The organism is Methylophilus rhizosphaerae (assembly GCF_900100975.1).
Lineage (GTDB): Bacteria > Pseudomonadota > Gammaproteobacteria > Burkholderiales > Methylophilaceae > Methylophilus > Methylophilus rhizosphaerae.
Map to the genome: position 1 here is coordinate 200,948 of NZ_FNFX01000003.1, position 23,263 is coordinate 224,210.

A 23,263-nucleotide genomic window follows, 5' to 3' on the forward strand; every position below is an offset into this window, starting at 1 on the left:
TGATTCTCATTGGCAACAAGTTGGATGCAGGAATTGTAAGCCTTGCTATGTTAAGCTGAGTGATTGAGCAGAATCACTGCAAGAAACCGGCAAACCAGTTCGATCTCGTTTTGGCAACCTCAACCCTGTCACGCATTGCAATGCATGACAGGCTGGTACTGAAATTTCGGGCATAAAAACGGTAAGGTTCGGTATCATGGACGGTCTTGTTAAGACTAAACTTATCCGCAGTGAAAAAAGTGAGCAGTGAAAAAGGCATTGGAAATTTCTGATTGACTGAGTCACGATCACAAACTCATCTGTACTCGCTCCCTTGGTGCTGTGATCAGCCCACGGAGGGGCACACCATCATTGATAAAGACCCAAGCTGAACGTGCTGGGTCTTTTGGTTCCGAGTGAGGTAAGCACGTTAATCATGCAAGTCATTTGCCCTGGTAACCATCTGGTTTTCTCTTCACTCATTAAGCGCTACTCATGATTTATCTCAATATATTCCTCGTTGCTTTTATTGCGTTCATGTTAAGCATGATTTGCGGAGGTGGTGCCGGACTGCTGCTGATTCCGGTGCTTGGCTATGCGTTACCTGCCGCCCAGGTGCCTGCCGCGTTATCAGTCGGGACATCCGTTAGTTCAGTGACCCGGCTGTATTTGTTTTTCCGGCAAATCAACTGGAACATCGTGAAACATTTTTTGCCATCCGCCCTGGTTGGTGTATTGATTGGGGCATGGCTATTGAGTTATCTGGCGCCGGTGTACATAGAGTTATGCATGGCATTATTTCTTGTTTCCAATTTGCCTTATGTATTCAAGAAACAGGCTGTCTCAAGCCCTGAAAAGTCTTTGCATTCAAATCGTTTCATGAAGTTCGTTGGATTTCTGGCCGGGTTTATTTCCGCCTTAACAGGTGCGGTGGGCGTCTTGTTTAATGGCGTGTATCTACGTTATGGCTTGAGCAAGGAAGAAATTGTGGCGACACGGGCAGCCAATGAGATTTGCCTGCATATCGTCAAGTTGTGCTTATATACTTCATTCGGATTGTTGACACTGCAGGCGCTGTATATCGGCCTGTTGGTTGCCGTTGCTGCTGTCGCTGCTACTTATTTAATGAAATACGTGCTCCCCAAAATATCAATCAGCATCTTTAGCAAGATTGGCTATAGTGCCATGGTACTGTCAGGGTTTATCTTATTGAGCAGTGCGCTCATCAGTATTCAAGAGTTACATTATCCTAACGTCCATATTGTCAGGCTGTCAAAAGGCTATGATGCAACTTTCAATTGGGACGATTTAATCTATACCATTGAATTTAAGTATGGTGAAGGCTTCGAGTTCGAGAGAATCATTCCATTTTCGCAGCTTGACCAGGTCAGGCAGGCGTATGTGCATAAGCAGGACGTTGCCGCTGACAAGGTGGTGATTGAAAAGGTCTACTCTCTGAAAAAAGTGTCATACGAAGCGTATTACTACGACGCTCGCAATCAGTTAATCAAGAAAATCAAGTTTCGCTAACCCGTCATAGGTTAGTAGGTGTTTGCCCGGTGTACGCGTCGGGGAGTGGCGATTTCCGTGCCGGATGCATGGTGTTCAGCGGTTGATTGGCAACATGAGGGCATGGATGCAGAAATTAATTAATGAACTTAACGTGTCAGTTTCCGTCTTATTTTGTCTTTGTTGGGAAGTGGTTTGCTTGTTTGTTTCACCTTGTTATTACTCAAATCTCGTGTGGTTCTCCCTGTAAGTCCAACTATATCCTGACTAATCATCTAATCTTTTATAAAGGATAAAAATGAATAGCTGGCTTCAATACAAGTTTCTCAGTTTCACCATGAATGAGTGGCTTTACACATTGTTCATCTTCATGTTTGCCTATGGTGGGCTGCTGATAGTCTGGAAGTTTGCAATCAGCAAAATCTCGAATTTCACTGCGAGAAACCCGACGAAACTGGGTGATCTGGTCATCGAAGTCATGCGTAGTACACATCAGCTCACTTTCGCCTTGTTTTCAGTGCTGTTTGCCATGCACTTCCTTGAGCTGAATTCGAGGTGGATCACTCGTCTTGATTATCTTTCCTTTTTGGTCATCGGTATTCAGGTCGCCATCTGGTTGAGCAAAGGGATCACGCTATGGGCCAGGGCCAAAGTGGTCGCCATTGATGGGGCCGCCGAAAATGCCGTTCTGACCACCATGCTGTCATGGATTTTTAAAACAATCGTCTGGTCAATTGCATTGCTGAGTATCCTTGCGAATACCGGCGTCAATATCACCGCTTTCGTTGCCAGTCTGGGGGTTGGCGGGGTCGCTGTTGCGCTAGCCGTGCAGAATATACTCAGTGATTTATTTGCATCACTCGCGATCGGGCTGGACAAGCCTTTTGTGATTGGCGATTTTATTATTTTCGGTAATGTATTAGGCACGGTTGAGCGCGTCGGTTTGAAGACTACCCACATTCGCAGCCTGAGTGGCGAGCAGATTGTGTGCGGGAATACCGAGTTATTGAAAAATACCATTCATAACTACAAGCGCATGGCAGAGCGGCGGGTTGTTTTTGAGTTCCGCGTGACTTATGAGACCAAGGCGGAAGTCGTAAGAAAAATTCCCGAGGTCGTTAAACATGCCATTACTGCGCAATCCAAGGCCAGGTTTGACCGTGCGCACTTCAAGGGGTTTGGCCTGAGCTCTCTTGAATTTGAAGTTGTTTATTATGTGCTTGATAGCAGTTACAACGTCTATATGGATATACAGCAAGCCATCAATTTATATTTGATGGAAGAGCTGGAGGCGATGAAAGTCAGCTTTGCTTTCCCGACGATGACGCTTAACTTTGCTAAAGATTCCGACCTGAAAGTGGTGATGCCAGAAGTGGATGTTGCTAAATACCACTAGCAGTTCCAAGTTCTTTCCTTGGTCACAGGTTTTGGGCCATAGTCAGCCAACCAGGAGCCGGCAGCTGCGACGAGTAATCGCTGCCGGGGTTGCTCTCGCTAGGTTTGATTAAAGAGCGGGTATCTGGCCGAAATTGCTTGCTTTCGATAGAGAGTCAGTCTCTATTTGATTGCTGTACGATGTTTTTGCTTCGCGTGAACCTGTTCCTCAGCTGTTGGCCCAGGGTGTTTCTTCCTATCGTCTTATTCCTACGCCAGTATCAGAAATCACTTATAACCGCATAAATATATTCACACTACTCTATGCGTATGCCGGAACTGCCGGCTTTTCACAGGAGAAGTATATGAATACCAGTCAGATTGTTCCAGAAATGCCAGTGGTCTGTTCACAGGGCGGCCAGTTCGCTACGGTCGATCATATGGAGGGTAGCGATTCCATTAAGTTGAAAAAAGATGCGCAGGGCCAGCACCACTATATCCCTACCAGCTGGGTGACCGGCATTGAAAGCGGCAAGGTGGTGGTAGACAGGCCTGGAGAGCAGGCCATGAAGGATTGGAGTAATACTCCCACCCATCACTAGCCAGGTAAACAAAAAGGGGCTCAGGCCCCTTTTTGTTTACTTTTGTATGTCTGTTTCCCATGTAATGACAAACCTGGAAAGGAGAAGCTCATGGCAGACCTCAATAAGGGAGCTGCAAGTGCCAGTGAACAGCCGGTTGACCATAACAAATATCAGGATATCAATCCTAACCGTAGCAATGACGGAAACTCGGGTAGCCCACCCACAGAAATTGATCCCGAAAATACACCGGCAGTGGAACCTGGAAAGAGGCTGGAAGATAGTAAATTCGCCCCAAAATAAGCCCAGGTAAAAAGCTGGCGCAGGCTAGGTTTGCGGGGTCTTAATCGCCATGCTTTATTGAACTATTCCTTTGATTCATCTTTCAAGCAGGTGTCGCAAAAACTGAAGGTGGGAATGATGACCGTACTATATCAGCGCTTATGATAGGGTTAGAAATGCCACGAAGGAAGAATCAACCGTATAGGTCTGTTGACGAATAGTCATATCGAGTTTTATTTCAACCGGCCTACCTGTTACGAGTTTCCTGGTGAATGATGGTCAATCGCTTTACACTTGGCAGCAGATACTTAGGGCACAGTGATCCATCAGTAATCCCGCGCTATGCCCACTTATCAACGTCTGCATCACAGTTGGCAGCAAACAGCGCTTCTAATTAATGGGGCGAAGTAAGGCTTTGCCGCATTGCCATCAAATCGTGTTTGGAACAGGGGTAAACAGAACCTGAGCGTAAACCTGCTCAAATTTGTGCATGAGCGGGTAGCAATCGTTAAATTTCAAACAAACCGAACTTGAGTGGAATCACACGTCCAATTACATGAAACTGCGCGGCCTGCTCGGCAGTATACGTTTCCGCAGGAAATCCATCTTTTTCATTGTCGCTCTTGACGGTAATAGAGCCATCCAGATTTAAGCGGATACGCTTAAAGCGCATGAACCCGCCTTGCATAATGCAGTAGATGGCGTCATCAATAAACTGTTTACAGGCCGTATCTACCAGGGTTTGGTCGCCATGACTAAGTGTGGGCTTCATGCTGTCGCCATATACTTTGGCCATCTTGATATATCGGGAGTCCAGGCCAACGTAGCGATTCCAGTCTGCAGCATTGATGGTGAGGGCCACCGATACCTGATCAGCTTGAGTGGCCAGGCCGGACCCGGTTGGGCCATACACATCAGGGAGGGATTCAATTTGTATCGTATCCAGCTTTGCCGGACGCTGGTATTTCCTGTTTGGATCTTGCCGGGCGGCTTTATCAACATAAAACGTCTCACCCGTTAAATACTGGGTATCTCCTTCGGGTAGCCTGAAATATTTAACGCCTTCCTTCGCGCCTTTTCCTGGCAAATTGATGTGATCCCATTCCTCACGCTCGGCCATTTTGTAGACGCCCATCCTGCTGCCTGGAAAACGTCCACCCAGTGAGGCAATTGCCGTTGCACTGTAATAGCTACCCTGATCTGTAACCGCGATTCCTTTCGCAATGGCGCCAATATTTTCATACCTAATGACAGGTAACACTTTTTCTTGCATGATGGTTACCTCTTACTGTTACCTGTATTGCAGATAACAGCATCTATTAAGTGAATGATTGATGAATACTTTTCTAAAGTCACCGGCAAATCCAAAGAAAGATCAACTGTTACCTTGGTGTTTATTGTTGACAAATAATGTTTACAGGTTTACAGTTTGGCTGTGTATAAACGAAACAGGTTATTAAACATGCCAAAAAAACCAGCCTCATCGGACTGGCATCGTGCGGATGTGATTGCCGCATTCAAGAAGCGCGACACATCCATTACTCGTGTTGCCCGCGAAAAAGGTATGAATAACTCATACCTGTTAGGCGCATTAAATAAACCCTACCCTAAAGCAGAGAGAATGCTGGCCGAGTTTCTGGGTGTGACACCCCAAACTATTTGGCCCAGTCGCTATCATGCAGACGGTTCTCCTAAAAGTGGTCGGGGCGAACGTGGCCTGGGCAGGCATCCAAGCAATCTTGCAAAGAACAGCCAAAATTCTACGCCATCCACTGTAAATGGCAATGTAAATGCCAACCCAAAGGTTAAATAAGCCGCATGATAGAGATAGCCACACTTTCAGGCGATTTGGTTGAGTCTTCTCAACCAGTGCATCCGTCCCTGAGGTGCCGGCTTGCAAGGCACAAACCGCCCATTTCATGGGGGATGCTCTTGCGGTACAGGTTAATCAGGGGGGCTATCACCGGCCTGGGTTTTATGTGGCCGATGCACTATGTTACCTTGGCAATGGGCACAATCATTCTTCGGAAGACCGGGGTAAAAACCTGTTTGAACACGGTATTGGTATGGATAAGCATATGAACGCCTGCTTTTGTTTGTACCCGTATGTGCGCTCCTTTAGTGTTACGCGCTACCTGCTGATCCATATGATGCAGGCCCTGAGGCTGTTTGCATCGGCTGCATTCCATCTTGCCCCGAACGCAGGCATCGCTTTGCAAGCTGGCTCCTTTTTCCCCATGCGGTCTAGTAAAATGGAGGCTTGCGAAGATAGCGACCACGTGCAGATGCGTCGTTACCAGCGTTTGCGTTGGAGGGGCTGGCATGCCAATGGCGGGTAAGCAGAATTTTCCGGAGTTCGCTTTATTTTCACGTTTCTCCCTGAACAAAATCCAGGACTGGATTATCTGGATCAATGCGGCGGACGAGGTTGTGTATGTAAATGACGCAGCTTGCAAGGCATTGGGCTACACTCAGGAGGAGATGTGCGGGCTTGATATTGCCGCGATTCATACCAGTTATTCGCCGGGTAGCAGGCATGCGTATTTTGACCGCACCAGGATGACAGGTTTCAGGACGTTTGAAACACAGTACCGCAAAAAAGATGGCAGTTTCTTGCCAGTGGAAGTCAATGCGAATTATGTAGAGCATCACGGCCAGGCCTTTAGCTGTGTCATTGTCCGGCCGATTGTGGATCGCAAGCGGGCAGAGCAGCGAGAGCATATCAAGAACCAGGTGCTGGCCCTGGTGGCACATAATGCGCCGTTAAAAGATATTCTCGGCTATCTGGCGCGTGGTGTGGAGGAGGAAACTCCCGAACGCCTGTGTTCCATTCTTTTACTGGATAAATCCGGGCTTTTCCTGAAAAGTTATGTCGCTCCCAGCTTGCCGGCGGCGTATTCCCGGGCGATAGGAAAACTGCAGATTGGCCCCAATGCCGGCTCATGCGGTACGGCGGCTTTTAAAGGCCAGCCGGTGATCGTGGAGGATATCCAGACGGATCCGCTCTGGGCCGAATACAGGGCACTGGCGGCCGATAATGACCTGGCTTCCTGCTGGTCTGTGCCGATTATGGTAGATGGCAATGAGGTGGTGGGCACGTTTGCCATTTATCACCGGACACCCAAGAAGCCTTCGCCAGCCGATATTGAGCAGCTGGAATATCTTTCCAACCTGGCCCGTATCGCGATTGAGCGCCACCATACCGCCGAAGAGCTCAGGTTATCGGATGCTATCTTCAAAAATACCAGTGAAGCCATGCTGGTGCTGGATATCAATGGCAAGATCATCGCAGCCAACCCCGCTTTTACCAGGATCTCTGGCTATAGTGCTGCAGAAGTGATCGGGCATCATCCCGCCGATTTTGGTGCTCCCCGGCACGGCCAGGATTTTTATGATGTCATCCGGCAAACATTGCAGGGGAGTCGCGCCTGGCGCGGGGAAGTATGCGGCCTCAAGAAAACCGGTGAAGAATATATCAACTGGGTCAAGGTGAATACTATCAATGATGATAGGGGAAGGGCATTCAGGTGGGTGGTGCTGCTTTCCGATATCACCGAGGAGAAGAAGCACGAAGAGCGTATCTGGTATGAAGCCAATTATGATGCGCTGACACATTTGCCCAACCGCCGCCTGTTCCAGGAAAGATTACAACAGGCCGTGCTGCGTGCCAATCGCACAGGTACCAAGATCATTTTGCTATATCTAGACCTGGACGGTTTCAAGGAGGTCAATGATGCGGTGGGGCATCAGGGTGGTGACCAGTTGCTGGTCGAGGTTGCACGGCGGTTGAAGGAAGTGGTGCGCGTGACTGATTGCACCTCGCGCCTGGGCGGAGACGAGTTTACCGTGATCCTGGCGGATGTACAGGATTTCGAGCCGGCGATCAAGGTCGCAGCCTCTATTTTGGAGCTGTTACAGGCACCCATCATGATTGATGGTTATGCCACATATATTTCGGCGAGCATTGGCATTACGGTGTACCCTGACGATGCCGAAGACGCGGCTAACCTGATTAAAAACGCTGACCAGGCCATGTATGAAGCCAAGAAACTGGGCCGTAACCAGTACTCTTTTTATACGCAGGACATGCAATATGTAGCGCACCGGCGTTCCGAGCAAAAGCGTGAATTGCGTAATGCCCTGATCAATGAAGAGCTGGAGATTCATTATCAGCCGGTAGTGGATATGAACACCGGCACCGTGACCAAGGCGGAAGCGTTAATTCGCTGGCGGCATCGCACCATGGGCATAGTCAGTCCCGAAGAGTTTATTCCATTGGCAGAAGAAACCGGTTTGATTCATGAAATCGGCAGCTGGGTGTTTATGGAGTGCCTGGAGCAGGCGCTGAAATGGCGCGCGCGCTTTCATCCCGATTTCCAGATCAGCGTCAATCTTTCGCCGGTGCAATTTAAAAACAGCATTTATTTTGATCGCTGGTTCACCTTGCTGGCCTCTGCTGCCAATAGTCACAACTGCTTATGTGTTGAAATCACGGAGGGTGTGTTGCTTGATGCCTCGGAAAAAACCGCAGCCCAGCTGTGGCGTTTCCGCGAAGCAGGCATGGAAATGGCGATTGATGATTTTGGCACCGGTTATTCTTCACTGGCCTATATCAAGCATGTTGATGTGGATTACCTGAAAATTGACCGCACATTTATCGCCAATATTGCCACTGACGCTGCCGATTATCCGCTGGTGGAAGCCATTATCATGATGGCCCATAAACTGGGCCTGAAAGTGGTTGCCGAAGGGGTGGAAACCGAAGCGCAGCTGACCTTGCTGGCACGTATCGGTTGCGATTACATCCAAGGTTACTGGTATTCGAAACCCTTACCCAAGCCGGCTTTTGAAGCCTGGTTACAGGCGCATGAGGCTAAGCAAGTGGTTTAATAACTGCCCCGGTAGTGAATCTGGCAGGTAGCCAGCGTATATGACTGCGCTGCAGGGAGCAGGGCGCTAGTGCCTGATGCTGAAACTGTCAGCCAGGAAGTCGATAAAAGAAGAGAGTTTTGGAGCCAGTTGTTTTTCACCGGGAAACACGGCATAGACGGGCCTTGGCCTGGGAAGATAGTCCGCCATCACTTCGATCAGGGCGCCACTTTCAATATCCTGCTGCAATAGTGCCCGCGGCATCATGATTAACCCGATACCCGCCAGGGCAGCATCGCGCAGGGCATGGCCATTATTGGCTGTATATCGCGGTGCCCGGGCAGGTGTTTGCCTACTGGTCTTGGTCAGCGATTGCCAGCCCGCTTTATTGCCCCAGCTGGCAAATTCCAGGCACTCATGATGCGGCAAGTCATCGGGCGTGCGCGGATAACCCGCTTTTGCCAGGTAGGTCGGCGCTGCGCAGATGGCCAGTTCGAAATCAGCAATACGCCTGGCTTTTAACGAAGAGTCTTTCAATTCGCCTATCCTGATGGCCACATCAAAGCCTTCTTCAATAATGTCGACATATCTGTCGGTGAGCGAGAGTTCGATATTGACTTCCGGGTAGCCGGTTAAATACTGGCTGATTTTGGGCGACAGTTCCAGCGCACCGAACCCCAGGGAAGCGCTGACTTTCAAATTGCCCTGCGGCCTGCGGGTGAGTGCTTCCGCACCGAGGTTAGCTGCGCTGAGCAGGCCCAGGATGTGTTTGCAGTTTTTGTAATAATTCTCCCCTAGTTCTGTCAGTTTCATACTGCGGGTGGTTCTGGCCAGCAAGGTGCCGCCCAATTGTTTTTCCAGGCCGGTGATATGACGGCTGACCATGGCCGGTGTGATGCCAAACCCATTGGCAGCAGATGAGAAGCTACCAAGCTCCACCACGGAAACAAATACCTCCAGGCTGCGCAAACGATCCATTTTTTACTCCAGGTAAAATATATTTTTAATATTACAGGATTTATCGCGCTTAATTAAAGTTACATAATTTCTACCAGTGACACCCCATTCAACATATTCAGGAGAACGAGATGAAAGTTTTATTAGTGGGTACAGGGACGATAGGTAAAGCCATTATTGCAGAGCTGGGCCAGCAGCACGAAATCATTACTGCCGGTAAAACCAGCGGCCAATACCAGGTAAACCTGGCAGACATCGCCAGCGTGGAGAAACTGTTCAGCCAGGTGGGAAAAGTCGATGCCATTATTGCCGCTGCCGGTAACGTGCACTGGGGCGTATTCAAGGACATGACGGCGGAAGAGTTCAAACTTGGCCTCAATGAGAAACTGATGGGCCAGGTGAACCTGGCCCTGGTCGGGCAGAGGTTCCTCAACGAAGGCGGCTCCATCACCTTAACCAGTGGTAGCCTGAGTCATGATCCGCATCGTGGCGGTGCCAGCTTCTCGACGGTGAATGCATCTGTTGACGGATTTATCAGAGGGGTATCCGTCGAACTGGATGGTGGGCGCCGTATCAACGCGGTCAGCCCCAATGTGCTGGAAGAGTCCTGGCACCTGTATGGCGCCGGCGTGCCTGGCGCAACACCTGTCCCGTCAGCCCTGGTGGCGAAAGCGTACCGCAAGAGTGTGGAAGGTCACCAGACCGGCCAGACATATAAAGTCTGGTAATCGTCATCACTGCGCCAGCGAGATCGTGCATGGGCGGTGCGCGTACGTATTGTCGATATTACAGTCAGGCAGGTGTTTCAGTGAAGGGAGAAATGACTTTCTACCCCTGGTTTCATGAGTGCGGTACTTTCTCCGCCTCAGGTTGAGGGCGGCCGGTGCCGATCAATTGCTGATTCCAGTGCTGCAGCCAGGCGGCTGTGGTTTCCCTGTCCATGGGTTTGGCAAAATAATACCCCTGGCCCGACTGGCAGCCCAGTTCTCGCAAGCCAATTGCAACTATGTCATTCTCCACACCCTCTGCCAGCGTGGATAACCCCAGTTTTTCAGCCAGTTGAATGGCGGAAGCAATGACTTTCCTGGATGTTGCAGAATGCTCCATGCTCGCCACCAGTGATTTATCAATGATCAGTTCGGAGAGGGGCAGTTTTGCCAGTTGGGCTGTCGACGGGTAGTCTGTGCCAAAATTCTCCATGCCGAGTTTGAAGCCCAGATGGCTTAAATGCTTAAGCGGGGCTTCAATCTGCGATAGATTAGCCAGGCTGGTGGCGCCAGTGAATTCCAGTACCACTCTTGGCGGGGCGATATTGAATGTCTGGCAGGCGTGATGCAACGCGTCTGCAAAAGCAGGATCCCGGATATTGTTCACTGACACATTGAACGAGAGGGACAGATCAGCCGCCAGTGTTTGCAGGAAGTCAAAAGCACTGGTGACCACCAGCTGCATTAACTGGGTGATCTGCCCGGTTTTTTCAGCTGTCGGTATAAATGATGCAGGCAACTTCATGCCAAAGGTGGGGTGACGCCACCGGAGCAGGGCCTCCAGTCCCGTGACTTTTCCGCTAGGCAAATCAATCTGCGGCTGGTAATACAACATAAACTGTTTGTGTTGCAGGGCATGGGCAATGCTGGCAGCATCCGCAATAAACTGTTCCCTGCTCATGCCGGTATGGGTCGGCGGTGATGATGTCGCCGGGGTGCCGGATAACAGGCTTCTTAAGGCTTGCGGGTCAATGGGCCTAGGCAACACACCGGCCACACTAAGCCGGTTTTCACTGGCGATCAACTGTGCGGCAGGCAGCATGGGCGTTGTGGTGCCATTGGTAAAAATAATAGTGGACTGGCAATGCAGCCTGCCCAGATGGGCGAGTAATTCCGCATCATCAATGGCCGGCAGCAGTAAATCAATGGCTAAGTGGGAAGGTTGCCAAGTATGGAACTCATCAATAAATAAGTGGGGATCATCAACTATTTTTACCTCGAATCCAAGGTACCGGGCTTCGTGTGCAATGGTGTTTGCCACACTGGCATCCCCATCCAGGACCAACAGGCTTTGTGTCTTCATGGCATGACTCCCTTTTCATTATTTGAATCATTATGTATTGCCTGAGATGATCGAGAACAAATGATCACTAAATGTGGTTAGTGATTTCCTGGCCGGGAAAGTTCAGTGCAACCAGCTTGCCTGGCAACGATGCATCAGGCTGTCGCCACCCAGATGCGCGCAGGGAGAGGCGCTTGTCCGATAATTCCTACATGCAATTCAGCAAAAGTGGTATACAGGCGTGCGCCATAAACCAGCATGATGGAGCCTCACTGATTTATAAAATTAAGGCCAGGGTCTCCAATAAGGTATCCGGTTGACCAGGCAGGGAGATTGCATCATGACACCATCCAATACACTGAACGAAGCGGCCAGCGCGGCCTCCCTGGCCGCGATTACGGCCGGTGCAGTGGCAGCAGCCCTGCCCATTATGTCGGTAGGGTTTATGATGGCCATTATTTCGCTGGGCACCCTTTCTAATGGCGGCATGCCGGCGGCAAAAACGGGTGTCCACCATCACGTCAAGGCCCGCGCTGTCGCACAGTTGAGTCCGCACATTGATAAGGCCCATATGGTGAAGCTTAAACAAGGCAAAGCGAATTACTTGATGGATGCAGTGTTGCGGGAAGACGAACATTCTTCTGCACCAGCCACGGCTGATCGTAAAGTGCCTCCCAAACCAGCACCCATCTCCAGCGTGACACATGTATTTGCCTAGGCAGCCAATGATCGCTGCCTGGTAAGAGGCATCGCGTTGCAGGCTTAACGCCGGCGCTCAACAAACAGGCTGTTGCCTGGCGTTTTTTTGGCTTCTTTTTTGGCGAGACTGACGGCAGAAGACAATTCGTGCTGTGAGCTGAACTGGCCGGGACTGACCTGCACCGCACCCACAGACAGGCTGACAAAAGGATACTCCACAACATTGCCCTGCCTGTCTTCGGCAATGATACCACCTGCGACCTGGTGGGTTTCATCGTAAAATCCGATGACGTCCTGCTTCAGGGTTTCCAGGATTCGTGAACAGCGTGCCTGCCAGTCGTCGCTCTGGAAAATCACAATGAAATCATCGCCGCCAATATGCCCGACGAAGTCCAGGCTCTGGTCTACATGATTCATCAGTAACCTGGCGATATAGCTGATGATTTCATCCCCGCGCCGGAAACCATAGGTATCGTTATAGGGTTTGAAGGTATCCAGGTCAAAGTAACAGACGCTGAAGAAGCATTCAGAGGCCAGCAGGCGATCCAGTTGCTCATTGATAGGCACATTGCCGGGCAGCAGGGTGATCGGGTTGGCGTAGCGTGCGGCATTGATCTGCATTTGCGTGACTTCGCGCAACAAATCCTGCCCACGCCCTATACCGAGATAGCGGCCATTATCGGTAATGATGAACCCGTTACTGAAATGATGAGCTTCTTCGGCAATAATGTCGCTTAAGGCTTTTAAGCTCATGGATTTATCGACAATCAATGGATTTTTGTCCATAAATGTCTCTGCGCAGCGGCGGGCACCATATAACTCCCGGCGGAAGGGTCGCGCCAGATTGTCTATCATGGCATAGCGGGTAATCAAACCGATGGGCGTTTCGCCATTCACGACGGGCAGCATATGGATGCTGCTATCCGCTTCTATCAGGCGCATGACGTCGTTATTGGACATGGCTGCCGGAATAGGCTGGATGTACTTCAGCAGCTTGCTCACGTTGGAGCGGTGATCGAGCGCAATATAGCTGTTCTGGTAAAGGTGCAGCGTGTTCCTGGAAAGCTGTTTCCTGACCTCGGCAGCCACGGACTGAATCAGGTTCGCTTCAGGCCGGCCCAGATAATAACCCTGGCCGAAGTCAATTTTAAGGTCCTTGATAATGCTGAGTTCTTCATGGCATTCTATGCCTTCGGCAATGACTTTGGCCCCGGCGTTGCGGGCAATCTGCTGAATGGAGCGGACAAATTCGAATTTGACCTGGTCTTCGTGGATATGGTGGATAAAGTGCTTGTCAATCTTGACGTAATCCGGCTTCAGCTCTGACCACAGGCGCAGGCTGGAAAATCCTTCCCCCAGGTCGTCCATGGCAATTTCAAAGCCGATGTCGCGATAATACTGCACGGCTTTACGCAACTGGCTGTAATCCATATTGCGTGTCTGTTCGGTGATCTCGATGATAATCTGCTTGGGTTCCAGTCCCAGCCTGGCCAGATAGGCCAGTGTCTCGCCCTTATTGGGCGTGGCCAGCAACAGCATTTCCGGCGTATTGTTCAGGAACAGCTTGCGTGTTTTGCAGGTGGCGGCATAATTTTCCAGGACGACCTGGCGACTGAGATGCTCCATCTCTGTCAGCAACTGGCAGGCCTTGGCGGCCTCGAACAAACCCAGGGGCGAGTGCAGCGGTGTTTCAGCCGGCCCGCGGATCAGCCCTTCAAAACCATAAATGTCTGCATTCTGCAAGGAGACAATCGGTTGGTAAACCGAGGTTAACTGGCGGTTTTTTAAAATATTGGTGACCAGCTGCGCATCAGTGGCCCGATTTTTCTCAAATAACATGTACTGCGCATCTCCCCACTGGGCACCCCAGCTATAGGCAAGGTTAGTGATTGAAGAAGTGCTTTCGATCAATTCATGTTTCATGTGTGCAAGCATGGAGGTTCTATTGTTGCAATAACGTAAGCATTGTCTCCTAACTTGAATGACAAATGGCTGTTTAGGCAGGGTGTCACAAAAATTTCAAATGACTTGTATATGAATGACGCGTCCGTCAATTCCTACAAGAAATTCAGTGTAAATGGTATAGGGCGTTTTCTGGCAACTCCGCATGATGGCAGCGTATCCTTTCACTGGCGTCCACATCATGTATAAAAAGGAGTTTGATCATGGCACAAGCGATTTTATCGAATGAGGCTGCAGTACACCGTACAAACCAGAGCCCTCTGGATGCGATACATACGGGAGCCATCTCGTGGGCGGCGATACTGGCAGGGGCCGTGGCGGCCGCAGCATTGTCACTGATCCTGCTATTGCTCGGCATGGGATTAGGCCTGTCCTCTATTTCCCCCTGGGCGCGCCATGGTGTAGAGGCTGCTACATTTGGGGTGTCGGCCATCGTCTGGATCACCGTGACCCAGCTACTTGCTTCAGGCATGGGAGGTTATTTGGCTGGCAGGTTGCGCGTGAAGTGGCCAGACACCCAATTGGATGAAGTATATTTTCGCGACACTGCGCATGGTTTCCTGGCGTGGGCGCTGGCGACGCTGGCCATGGCTGTTCTGCTGACAACCACCATAGGCGCTGCGCTGCATGGTGGCGTACATGCCACTGCCGGCCTGGCGGGTGGCGCTGCCAAAGCGGGTGCTGTTGCAGTGGCTGGCGCACATGACGGTCAGTCGCGTGAAGGGCAGAAAGCAAAAGGGGAGGTTGGTTATTTTGTTGATACGTTATTTCGTAAAAATGCAGAAAGCGGTTCTGCTTCTCCAGCACAACTACCGGCTGCCGAAGTGACGCGTATTTTTGCACATGCCGGTGCTGCGGACACGTTGCCTGCTGAGGATGCGGCTTATCTTGCCCAACTGGTCTCCCGCCATACCGGTTTGAGCCAGCCTGAGGCTGAGCAACGGGTGAACGAGGTATATGCCAACATGCGCTCTGCCGCCAAAGAGGCAGTGGCCAAGGCGAAAGAAGCTGCTGACCAGGCACGCAAAGCATCCATTTATATCACGCTGTGGCTGTTTGTTTCTTTGCTGGTGGGTGCCTTCTCAGCAAGTTTAGCCGCGACCTGGGGTGGCCGTTGCCGTGATGCTTAATATTCTTCACTTGATTTCTTGTTAACTCTGGAGGCGATATGCGCTCATTGCTGTTATATTTTCTAGGGATTCCTATTCCATTGATTATCCTGATTGCCCTGTTTGTACGTTAGCTGGTTGCCGACGAGGTAACCATTAAAAAACAGGCCGGTGACCGGCCTGTTTTTTATTACACCAGATCTGCCAATAAATCTGGCCCGAAGACTTCCTTGCGGATACTGTCTTCATGGGCACCCGCTGCCAGTAGCGCGCTTTTTTGCGCTGCCATGAAACTTGCCGGGCCGCACAGGTAGATATCTGCATTTGCCAGGGTCTCAGCAGGAATATCGCTGACGGTCAGTCTGTTGGCTGCACCGTTTTCCGGTTGGCTGATATACAGTTTGAATGTCAGGTTTGGCATGTTTTTAATGGCTTTTTCAATTTCGCTGCGATGCAGGTATTCTGCTTCCGAACGGACCGCATACAACAGATGTGCCGCCTGGTTTGGATTGGTGCGTACCAATTGGTTCAGTGCTGCCATCATGGGTGTAATGCCGACGCCTGCCGCCAGCATGACCAATGGTTTCTTGCTGCGGGTATCTATCACAAATTCGCCATAAGGATGGCTGACTTGCAATGTGTCTCCCACGGCAACATGGTCATGGATCCAGTTGGATACTGATTTGTCGTCTGCCTTGCCGGAAGCCGGTTCTTTTTTAACAGTGATTGACAGGTAGGGCGTACCTGGCGCATCCGACAAGCTATATTGCCTGGGTTGACGATGGCCATCGGCAAACGTGATATATACACTGACATACTGTCCCGGTTTGTAGCTGGGAACTCCCTCATTGCCCAGCGGCTGTAATTTCAGGGTTTTGGCCGTCGGGCTCTGTTCAATCACTTCTGCCACACGCATGTCAGTCAAATCACCCGCCATGACAGTATTGGCATACAGGTTTTTTTCTTCGGTAATCAAGGCATTGGCCAGCGCGCCATAAGCTTCTGCCCAGGCATCTATCAGTTCCGGTGTCGCAGCATCGCCCAGGACTTCCTTGATGGCGCCTAACAAATGCGTCCCCACGATAGGATAGTGCTCCGGCACAATGCCCAGCGAGGCATGCTTGTGCACGATGCGGGTGACCACAGGTGCGAGGGCGGCAGGGTTCTCAAAGTTGGCGGCATAGGCAAATACGGCCGCCGCAAGTGACTGTTGCTGGGTGCCGTCTGCCTGGTTGCGCATGTTGAAAACGTTGCGTAATTCCGGGTGTGTATTAAACAAGCTGTTGTAGAACACGGTGGTGATTTTTACACCATGCTCGCGTAATACAGGCACACTGGCTTTGATATAGGGAACGGCTGCTTCGGAAAACATGACTCAACTCCTTTTAATATGCATATAAGATGCATGTTTTACTTCAAAAAAACGGGCGATCACGCCCTCTGTTTTTATCCGGCAAGCCGGATATAATTCCGTTGTATTTGCTGTATCGACCCTGTTGATTTTCCTTTCAGGACATCGGTCAGCGTATAGGTGTTCAATGTTTCATAAAAGACCATCAATGAGTGGTGCAGGGCTGCCTTGAGGCCACATGCCGGATTCAATACACAATGCAGGGCGTCACAATCAATCAGCTGTTCGGACCCTTCCAGCAGGCGTACCACATCACCTATCCTGATCTGGTCTGGCGCACGGGCCAGCACGATACCGCCGGTACGTCCGCGAATGGACTGGATATAGCCATATTTCGTCAGGGTGGCAGAGACTTTCACCAGGTGGTTGCGCGCTATGTTGAACTGCTGCGCCACTTCTGCCACGGTCACGGGCGGGGCTTCGCGCTCATTCACTGCCAGGTACATCAACAGGCGTAAACCTAGGTCTGAAAAACGGGTAAGTTGCACATCACACTTTCAATAATTAATATGCATTTTAAATGCATATTAATAAAACGTAAATACTTATTTTAACGGCTGACAGTATTCATCCTGTATACATGCGGTTTGGCTGACCCGCAAGGTTGTTCGCCGGCGCTGCTATTTCTGGCTGATATGCCAGGTTTTACCAGCGCTTCCCCGGTCATACGGTCAGTGACAATGGGCACAACAGTTTATCGAACCAGTACGTGATTGCCTTCGGAGAGTGCCTGTCCACTTAAGAGGCAGGAGGCGCATGGTTTGCCAGGTAACGATAAAATTCATTGACCTTCAGGGATTTTGAAAATAGCCAGCCCTGGACATGGTGGACGCCACGTTCCTGCAGGATTTTTGCCTGTTCCGCCGTTTCGACACCTTCTGCCACCATGTCCAGTTTCAGCGTTTTGGCCATTTCAATAATATGAAATGCTACATGGCTGGTCACGGCGTCGGTACCGACAGAGTCAATAAAGGTCTTGTCGATTTTGAGGTAATCCAGCTGGAACTTGGTCAGGTAAGATAAACTGGAATAGCCGGTGCCAAAGTCATCAATCGCTACCCGAACCCCGCATTCGCGGATATTCCTGATGGCAGTGAGGCCCTCGTCGTCATCGAGGAAACCCCGCTCAGTGACTTCTATCAATATCTGGTGGTCGTGCGCACCGCTCGATTCCTTAAAGGCCTGTATCAAGGAGAGTAAAGCACCGGAGCGGATATCATGGGATGAAATATTAATGCCGACATGGAAATCCGGATATTGGCTAAATACATGCCGCATATCTTTTGCCACTAATTCAAACACCCGTTGCGTGATCTGGCAGATGACACCGGAGGCCTCTGCTGCGGGAATAAACAGCTCCGGGCTGATAAACGTATTATCCGATGTGCGCCACCTGACCAGGGCTTCAGCGCCAACGCACTGGTTGTGATGCAGATTGATGACAGGCTGGTATTCCATATAAAACTCATGGTTTGCCAGGGCCCGCAGAATGGCAAATTTAGGGGAGTACCTGGTTTTCCGCACATAGAAAAAAAGGCCGCCCAGTAACAGGCTGACTACGGTAGCGAGGGGAATGAGAATCTGGATGAAGGTCATCACATCATTCACTTGCTGCAAGGGCGCAGCTGCGACCACGCCAGTCAATCCCACATGGTTGGGTGCAATATGCACCAGCATCCTGCGCTGGTCGTCGACAAATGTAAGCGCTTGCTTACCTTGGTATTTTTCCAGCCACTCAGGGAAGATTTCTCCTCTGGCGGTATATATTGCCAGGGACTGGATATTGAATACCCCGACGGCCACTTCGGCGTTACCTAACGCTTCCAGTACATGCGCGGGTACAAACATAATGGCCCAGCCGGCTTTTTCCATCAGCACTAACCGGTTTGGCCAGTTGGGTACTGTGATGTGGTTCCAGAAGCGGGTGCCATCTGGCTCGATGCGATAGGGGCTGCCCAGGTTCAGGTTGTCAAAGATTTCCGACGTGGACGAGCATGCAATGCGCTGATCCCGGACATGGGCCACCGCCTGCAAAAACGGGCTGGAAACATTAAACTCCTGCATTTTCCGGATATTTTCGGGCAGGCAGGCATCGCTATCCGCTACCGCCGCAAAGTAGCGCACGATATTGGCATGCTGCTCACGTGACATGTGCATGCGCGCCAGTACATCACTGGTGATTTCATGCAGGCGGCTTGTTTCCTGGGAGATGGCCTGGTTCCTGGCAATCATTAGCGATAACAAAATGGAAATGCATGCGGTGGCGATGACCAGCAGGAGCGTCATGCCGGTCAATACTTTTTTGTTCCGCCAGTCCTTTTTTAATATGTGGTACATATACCCACCTTCCCGCAAAGCCAGCCTGGTCGCGAACTGGCGTAGCATCGGCCAGCTTCCGGATAATCAGCCTGTATCGTCATAAGGGAAGGGGTGCCTGCCTGCAAGGCAGCAAATGTAGAGGGGGTACAAGCATGGTCAGCATGGTATTTATGGATATATCTGAATATTGTTCTTGAGGCTTGCCAGTAAAGGTGTGAAGACGAAGATACTCTAACGCCTGATGCGATAGATGTCTAACGTAATTTTACCGGCTGCAGGCTTATGTATTCTTTATGGCCGCTCACCCGGCTATTGGGCCGTGCCAACCGGTGATTTTGAGGGAGGGTCAGCGGTAAGAGATCATGTTTTATCTGCGGGAATCACACTGATCTGGCCATCTGTTTCCAGCTGCATTTGTTTGATATCCGCGAGGTTGTCCATGCCGCTTTCCCGCAGCTTTGCCATGATATCTTCCCTGGTAATAAATTCCCGCCGCATGGCTCTGGTTTGCAGGATACCATTGCACACCAGCACAATCGGCGGTGCTTCCATGATTCTCCTGACCCATGGGCTTCTGTAGCTGAGCCAGTCAATCAGCACATTCCAGGAGACTAGTACGGATACCAGTGCCAACCCGTCTGCCACCGATTTTGCATCGCCACTCATGGCATTTTGCGAGGCATCGGCCATGATAGCTACGAACAGGAAATCACCAATGCTGACATCACCCATGCTGCGGCGCAGGATGGATCGAAAAATCAGGAACAGGAACCAGAAAACAATAGTGCCACGCAGGATGATTTCCCAGAGGGGAACGGTTAAATAAAATACAGAAAGATCCATTTCCGGCTACCTGCTAGAAGGGTATCTGCATCTTACAAAAAAGCCCTCTGCAGGGTTATCGGATACGGCGTAAACCGGTGTAGGAAATGCCTGAGGATGCATGCTTGTCTGGACATTCTTACAAGCGTTTCAGCACGAGTGGTCTAGCCGCTTTCCTGGCAACGCGAGATGATGGGGCCAGGCGCATTTTTGTTCTTCGATGTATTGATAATCCGATTGATCAAGGAGGTCGTGATGCTGGGTACAGTTTTGTGGGTGGTATTGATACTGGCTTTAATCGGCGCTTTGCCAACATGGCCTTATAGCGCAAACTGGGGTTATTACCCAAGTGGCGGGCTGGGACTGGTGCTGGTTATTTTAATCGTGCTGGCCATCAGCGGGAAGTAAACATGCACGTGGAAACTGAAACACAACTCAACCAGGCGGTACCCAACCACGACACCGCTGTAGATACATTCCATTCCGCTGAAGCGGACGCGCGATTACTAGTCGGGATTTTTGTCCATCATTTCAAATTGCTGACTGGCGAGTCGCTGCTAACGAGCAAACTGAGTGCGATATGGTATGAGAAGCAGCGGAGTCCGCAAGATCTGGTGCAGGGGTTGGCTTATGCCAAAATGCAGGAATGGCTGACCCCTCTCGGCGAGGCCTTCCGGCTTACTGAAGCCGGTTATACCGCTGCCTGCTAATGCAGGTTGCAGGCGCAAGAGGGAGTAGGGGTTAAGGCGGTTATAGCCGGATTTCCCTTAAAAATATCTCACTGACTTTAGGGCCCACGCCTTTAATTTCCTGCAATTTTGCGCTGAGGGCGTTTTTATTGTCAGCCGTTTGAATCAGGTGAGAAATCTTCCCCTGGTAGCGGATTTGGAGAAAGGTTGCCATTTCCAGCAGGTTGCGGGCGGTTGATTCATCATAGCGTTTGTAATGGCCTTCTCCCAGCAGATCTACCAGATGTTGCCAGGATTGGCCGGCTATTTTCTGTGCGGAGGTCAACCCGTTATCCATAAACACCTGCCATGTCCGTACGGCAATCTGTTGTGAAATACGATGGCCGAACAGGTAGCTGGCAAGAAACCATTTAAAGAGTGCCTGCTCCTTGCCGGAGTCCACTTTAATATTGAGATCCTTTGCACTGATTTTTTTACGCATCATGCATTTCCTTTCTTGGGACTGGCTGGTAGGCAACCGGCCGGATAATCATGCGGCTTTTGGGTAATGCAGGCATGTCTGCCAGGGAGAAACTCAAGTCCTGCGCCGGTATTTCATAGTGCAGGTTATCGACCAGAAAGCGCACCATGACTTTCATTAAACGATGGGTGATCCATTCGCCAGGGCAGCGGTGGTGATGTTCATACGTCGCCCCGCCATTGGCCAGCAAGGTGTAATGATCCTGGGGCCAGTTGCTAAAACGTTCCGGATTGAATGTGTCAGGCTGGTACCAGCACCGCGGGTCATGATTGGTACCATAAATGTCCAGCAGGGTGAGCATGCCTTTTTGGAACTCAAATCCCTGCCAGGTAAATGCCTGGCGCGTATACGCGGCGAGAAAAGGGAAAAACGGGTAGAAACGCCGTACTTCCAGTACAAACCAGTCCAGGTAATCTGGATGGCTGCTTTCCAGTGGTGCGCGGACATACGGGTATTCATGCAGGGCGAGAACACTGAATGTCATGAACTGGGCAATGGCGACGGTGGGGCGTAGCACATTGATCAGTTCCACGGCTGCGACGCCTGCCGGTAACAAATGGCCCTGTTCATCGCGATGCCAGGCAAAAGCCTGCAAGAGGCTATCGCTGTTTTCCGGGCCTGTGGCCCTGGTTTTCTTGATTTCTGCGCTGATCCACTGCTCAGCAGATTTTCTCGCCCGGCGTCCCCGCCAGTGGGCCAGCCCAAGACGGGCACCGCTATCAATCATCCGCCCGAATGCTTGTGCACGCTGATTAAGTTCGCTTGCGGGCAAAGGTATGCCTGCCCAGGCACATACCGACTGGCACAATATTTTTTGTGCCTCGTCAAACAGGACCATGCGGCGATTAAGCGGCCACTGTGCCATGGCCGCATGCCAGTGTGCCTGATGCAGCGTTGCCAGTGCTTCAATCCTGGCGGGGGACATGAGTTGCCGGATAAATAAATGTTTCCGGTGCCTGTGGGGTTGTCCATCCAGACTTTGTACGCCATCTACGCCTGTCAGGGTTTTCTGTATCCTGGCCGGCATGGCACCGTGGCGCAGGAACTTGTCCTGCTCATAAAAAAGCCGGGCGGCCTCTGCGCCTTGCATGCACACGACAGGCCGCAACAGCAAACGCGTCCTGAACACGTCGGTATGCAATGTGCGGCATTTGCCGGAAATAAAACGGTAACCGTGCCGCAATAGTGAGAACGCACTATCCAGCGCGGGATCCTGCGGTAAAGTAGCCAACGCCTAATCGTCCTTGATCACTTCAGTTATCCCCGATAATTTCCGGTTGGACGTCCGGCTCATCCGGCTCGGTCGGTTGGTAAGGCGTATCAGGATCGGGTTTCACCGGTTTGTGGCTTTCTTCTGGAAATACCGGATGCGTGGTTTCGTGTGGCTGGGCGAAACTATAATCAACTGCATGGTGAGTAGAAATACACGGCATGTGGAGCTCCTTTGCAATTCCATGAAAACGTCCACAATACGTCTGCCGCACCGCTCTTTTTATCGGGTATTGCCTGATAGTCCTGTCAGAATTCCCTGCCGTTTTGCCTGGAAATGCCCTGTAGAAATTCCTACGCTGCTTTCCTCCCGCTACCGACAGCCTGCCGTATCCCTCTGGCGTAGTCTGGGTTTTTGCAATGCAATGAAGGAGAGCTTTACCATGAATATTAGCGAGGTAATGACGCGTGATGTCAGGGTGGCAGCCCCCACTGACAGTTTGCAAAGCGCGGCCAGGTTGATGGATGAGTATGATTTCGGCTTGTTGCCAGTCGGGGAAAATGACCGCCTGATCGGCATGCTGTCTGACCGTGATATTACGATACGGGCTGTCGCGCAAGGCGTTTCGCCGCTGGAGGGCAAAGTGCGGGATGTGATGACTTCCGACGTCAAATATATCCATGACGATGAATCGGTAGAGGAAGCGGCACGTAATATGAGCGACTTGCAGGTGCGCAGGTTGCCTGTGGTAGACCGTGACAACCGCCTGGTCGGGATTGTTTCGCTGGGGGATTTGTCCCTGAGTGAAGAAGACTGTGCTAGTGCCGCCCTGAGTTCCATTTCTCAACCTGTGGGCACGGATGCTTATCTCTAGCCATGAGGCTATAGACTGCTGTACTGAGTAGAACTGGATCATGAAAGG

General features: G+C 50.9%; 24 protein-coding genes. 13 read left to right on the forward strand and 11 right to left on the reverse strand.

Annotation, left to right across the window (positions count from 1 at the left end; translation table 11 throughout):
- Positions 1-474: 474 nt before the first annotated feature.
- From BLP53_RS07810 to BLP53_RS07825, 4 genes are all read left to right on the forward strand, one after another.
- Positions 475-1,509, forward strand: coding sequence for a sulfite exporter TauE/SafE family protein (locus BLP53_RS07810; protein ID WP_091471605.1), 1,035 nt, complete (start codon positions 475-477; stop codon positions 1,507-1,509).
- A gap of 277 nt (positions 1,510-1,786) precedes the next feature.
- The gene (locus BLP53_RS07815) at positions 1,787-2,884 is read left to right on the forward strand and encodes a mechanosensitive ion channel family protein (protein WP_091471606.1); all 1,098 of its coding nucleotides are present in this window, start codon (positions 1,787-1,789) and stop codon (positions 2,882-2,884) included.
- Positions 2,885-3,227: 343 nt separating this feature from the next.
- The gene (locus tag BLP53_RS07820; protein WP_091471607.1) at positions 3,228-3,464 is read left to right on the forward strand and encodes a DUF2171 domain-containing protein; all 237 of its coding nucleotides are present in this window, start codon (positions 3,228-3,230) and stop codon (positions 3,462-3,464) included.
- A gap of 90 nt (positions 3,465-3,554) precedes the next feature.
- Positions 3,555-3,746, forward strand: coding sequence for a hypothetical protein (locus BLP53_RS07825; protein WP_091471608.1), 192 nt, complete (start codon positions 3,555-3,557; stop codon positions 3,744-3,746).
- Between the two features lie 487 nt (positions 3,747-4,233).
- Here the strand turns inward: BLP53_RS07825 and BLP53_RS07830 are convergent, their stop codons facing one another.
- Entirely contained in the window at positions 4,234-4,998 is a 765-nt protein-coding gene (locus tag BLP53_RS07830) for a S24 family peptidase (protein ID WP_091471609.1), read from the reverse strand.
- A 189-nt stretch (positions 4,999-5,187) separates the two neighbouring features.
- Here BLP53_RS07830 and BLP53_RS07835 point away from each other — a divergent pair, with 189 nt between their 5' ends.
- The 3 genes from BLP53_RS07835 (at position 5,188) to BLP53_RS07845 (ending at position 8,615) form a co-directional block, all read left to right on the forward strand.
- Entirely contained in the window at positions 5,188-5,538 is a 351-nt protein-coding gene (locus BLP53_RS07835) for a helix-turn-helix domain-containing protein (RefSeq protein ID WP_091471610.1), read from the forward strand.
- Positions 5,539-5,644: 106 nt separating this feature from the next.
- The gene (locus tag BLP53_RS07840) at positions 5,645-6,064 is read left to right on the forward strand and encodes a hypothetical protein (RefSeq protein ID WP_091471611.1); all 420 of its coding nucleotides are present in this window, start codon (positions 5,645-5,647) and stop codon (positions 6,062-6,064) included.
- Positions 6,048-8,615, forward strand: a complete 2,568-nt coding sequence (locus tag BLP53_RS07845; RefSeq protein ID WP_091471612.1) for a bifunctional diguanylate cyclase/phosphodiesterase — start codon at positions 6,048-6,050, stop codon at positions 8,613-8,615. Before BLP53_RS07840 ends, BLP53_RS07845 begins: the two co-directional genes overlap by 17 nt.
- Before the next feature lie 66 nt (positions 8,616-8,681).
- On the opposite strand, the gene BLP53_RS07850 is transcribed toward BLP53_RS07845, so the two are convergent.
- Positions 8,682-9,572 carry a LysR family transcriptional regulator gene (locus BLP53_RS07850; RefSeq protein WP_091471613.1) on the reverse strand — a complete coding sequence of 297 codons (891 nt, stop codon included), beginning with the start codon at positions 9,570-9,572 and terminating at the stop codon, positions 8,682-8,684.
- A gap of 110 nt (positions 9,573-9,682) precedes the next feature.
- Here BLP53_RS07850 and BLP53_RS07855 point away from each other — a divergent pair, with 110 nt between their 5' ends.
- Positions 9,683-10,279 (forward strand): short chain dehydrogenase, encoded by a 597-nt coding sequence (locus tag BLP53_RS07855; RefSeq protein ID WP_091471614.1) that lies wholly within the window; start codon positions 9,683-9,685, stop codon positions 10,277-10,279.
- 112 nt (positions 10,280-10,391) lie between these two features.
- Here BLP53_RS07855 and BLP53_RS07860 read toward each other — a convergent pair whose 3' ends face one another.
- A complete protein-coding gene (locus BLP53_RS07860) occupies positions 10,392-11,621 on the reverse strand; it encodes an EAL domain-containing response regulator (RefSeq protein WP_091471615.1) in 1,230 nt (409 codons plus the stop codon).
- A 319-nt stretch (positions 11,622-11,940) separates the two neighbouring features.
- Between BLP53_RS07860 and BLP53_RS07870 the strand changes: the two genes are divergently transcribed.
- Positions 11,941-12,318: a hypothetical protein gene (locus tag BLP53_RS07870; protein ID WP_091471617.1), complete on the forward strand. Its 378-nt coding sequence runs from the start codon at positions 11,941-11,943 to the stop codon at positions 12,316-12,318.
- A 44-nt stretch (positions 12,319-12,362) separates the two neighbouring features.
- On the opposite strand, the gene BLP53_RS07875 is transcribed toward BLP53_RS07870, so the two are convergent.
- A complete protein-coding gene (locus BLP53_RS07875) occupies positions 12,363-14,222 on the reverse strand; it encodes a GGDEF domain-containing protein (RefSeq protein ID WP_245652716.1) in 1,860 nt (619 codons plus the stop codon).
- A gap of 242 nt (positions 14,223-14,464) precedes the next feature.
- Here BLP53_RS07875 and BLP53_RS07880 point away from each other — a divergent pair, with 242 nt between their 5' ends.
- The gene (locus BLP53_RS07880) at positions 14,465-15,391 is read left to right on the forward strand and encodes a hypothetical protein (RefSeq protein WP_245652717.1); all 927 of its coding nucleotides are present in this window, start codon (positions 14,465-14,467) and stop codon (positions 15,389-15,391) included.
- Between the two features lie 169 nt (positions 15,392-15,560).
- Here BLP53_RS07880 and BLP53_RS07885 read toward each other — a convergent pair whose 3' ends face one another.
- From BLP53_RS07885 to BLP53_RS07900, 4 genes are all read right to left on the reverse strand, one after another.
- Positions 15,561-16,742, reverse strand: a complete 1,182-nt coding sequence (locus tag BLP53_RS07885; RefSeq protein WP_091471618.1) for a globin domain-containing protein — start codon at positions 16,740-16,742, stop codon at positions 15,561-15,563.
- Between the two features lie 74 nt (positions 16,743-16,816).
- Positions 16,817-17,269, reverse strand: coding sequence for an RrF2 family transcriptional regulator (locus tag BLP53_RS07890; protein WP_091471619.1), 453 nt, complete (start codon positions 17,267-17,269; stop codon positions 16,817-16,819).
- A 250-nt stretch (positions 17,270-17,519) separates the two neighbouring features.
- A complete protein-coding gene (locus tag BLP53_RS07895) occupies positions 17,520-19,166 on the reverse strand; it encodes an EAL domain-containing protein (RefSeq protein ID WP_245652718.1) in 1,647 nt (548 codons plus the stop codon).
- Between the two features lie 294 nt (positions 19,167-19,460).
- Positions 19,461-19,943, reverse strand: coding sequence for a DUF421 domain-containing protein (locus BLP53_RS07900; RefSeq protein WP_245652719.1), 483 nt, complete (start codon positions 19,941-19,943; stop codon positions 19,461-19,463).
- Between the two features lie 234 nt (positions 19,944-20,177).
- Here BLP53_RS07900 and BLP53_RS07905 point away from each other — a divergent pair, with 234 nt between their 5' ends.
- Positions 20,178-20,330, forward strand: a complete 153-nt coding sequence (locus tag BLP53_RS07905; RefSeq protein WP_091471915.1) for a DUF3309 domain-containing protein — start codon at positions 20,178-20,180, stop codon at positions 20,328-20,330.
- A 2-nt stretch (positions 20,331-20,332) separates the two neighbouring features.
- Positions 20,333-20,632, forward strand: a complete 300-nt coding sequence (locus BLP53_RS07910) for a hypothetical protein (protein ID WP_091471620.1) — start codon at positions 20,333-20,335, stop codon at positions 20,630-20,632.
- 40 nt (positions 20,633-20,672) lie between these two features.
- Here BLP53_RS07910 and BLP53_RS07915 read toward each other — a convergent pair whose 3' ends face one another.
- The 3 genes from BLP53_RS07915 to BLP53_RS07925 are packed head-to-tail and all read right to left on the reverse strand — an operon-like array spanning position 20,673 to position 22,564.
- A complete protein-coding gene (locus BLP53_RS07915) occupies positions 20,673-21,095 on the reverse strand; it encodes an HhH-GDP family DNA glycosylase (protein ID WP_218119030.1) in 423 nt (140 codons plus the stop codon).
- Complete coding sequence (locus BLP53_RS07920; protein ID WP_091471622.1) at positions 21,085-22,362, reverse strand: cytochrome P450; 1,278 nt, start codon at positions 22,360-22,362, stop codon at positions 21,085-21,087. Before BLP53_RS07920 ends, BLP53_RS07915 begins: the two co-directional genes overlap by 11 nt.
- A 22-nt stretch (positions 22,363-22,384) precedes the next feature.
- Entirely contained in the window at positions 22,385-22,564 is a 180-nt protein-coding gene (locus BLP53_RS07925) for a hypothetical protein (RefSeq protein WP_091471623.1), read from the reverse strand.
- Positions 22,565-22,783: 219 nt separating this feature from the next.
- On the opposite strand from BLP53_RS07925, the gene BLP53_RS07930 reads away from it, so the two are divergent.
- Entirely contained in the window at positions 22,784-23,215 is a 432-nt protein-coding gene (locus BLP53_RS07930; protein ID WP_091471624.1) for a CBS domain-containing protein, read from the forward strand.
- The last annotated feature ends 48 nt before the right edge of the window (positions 23,216-23,263 follow it).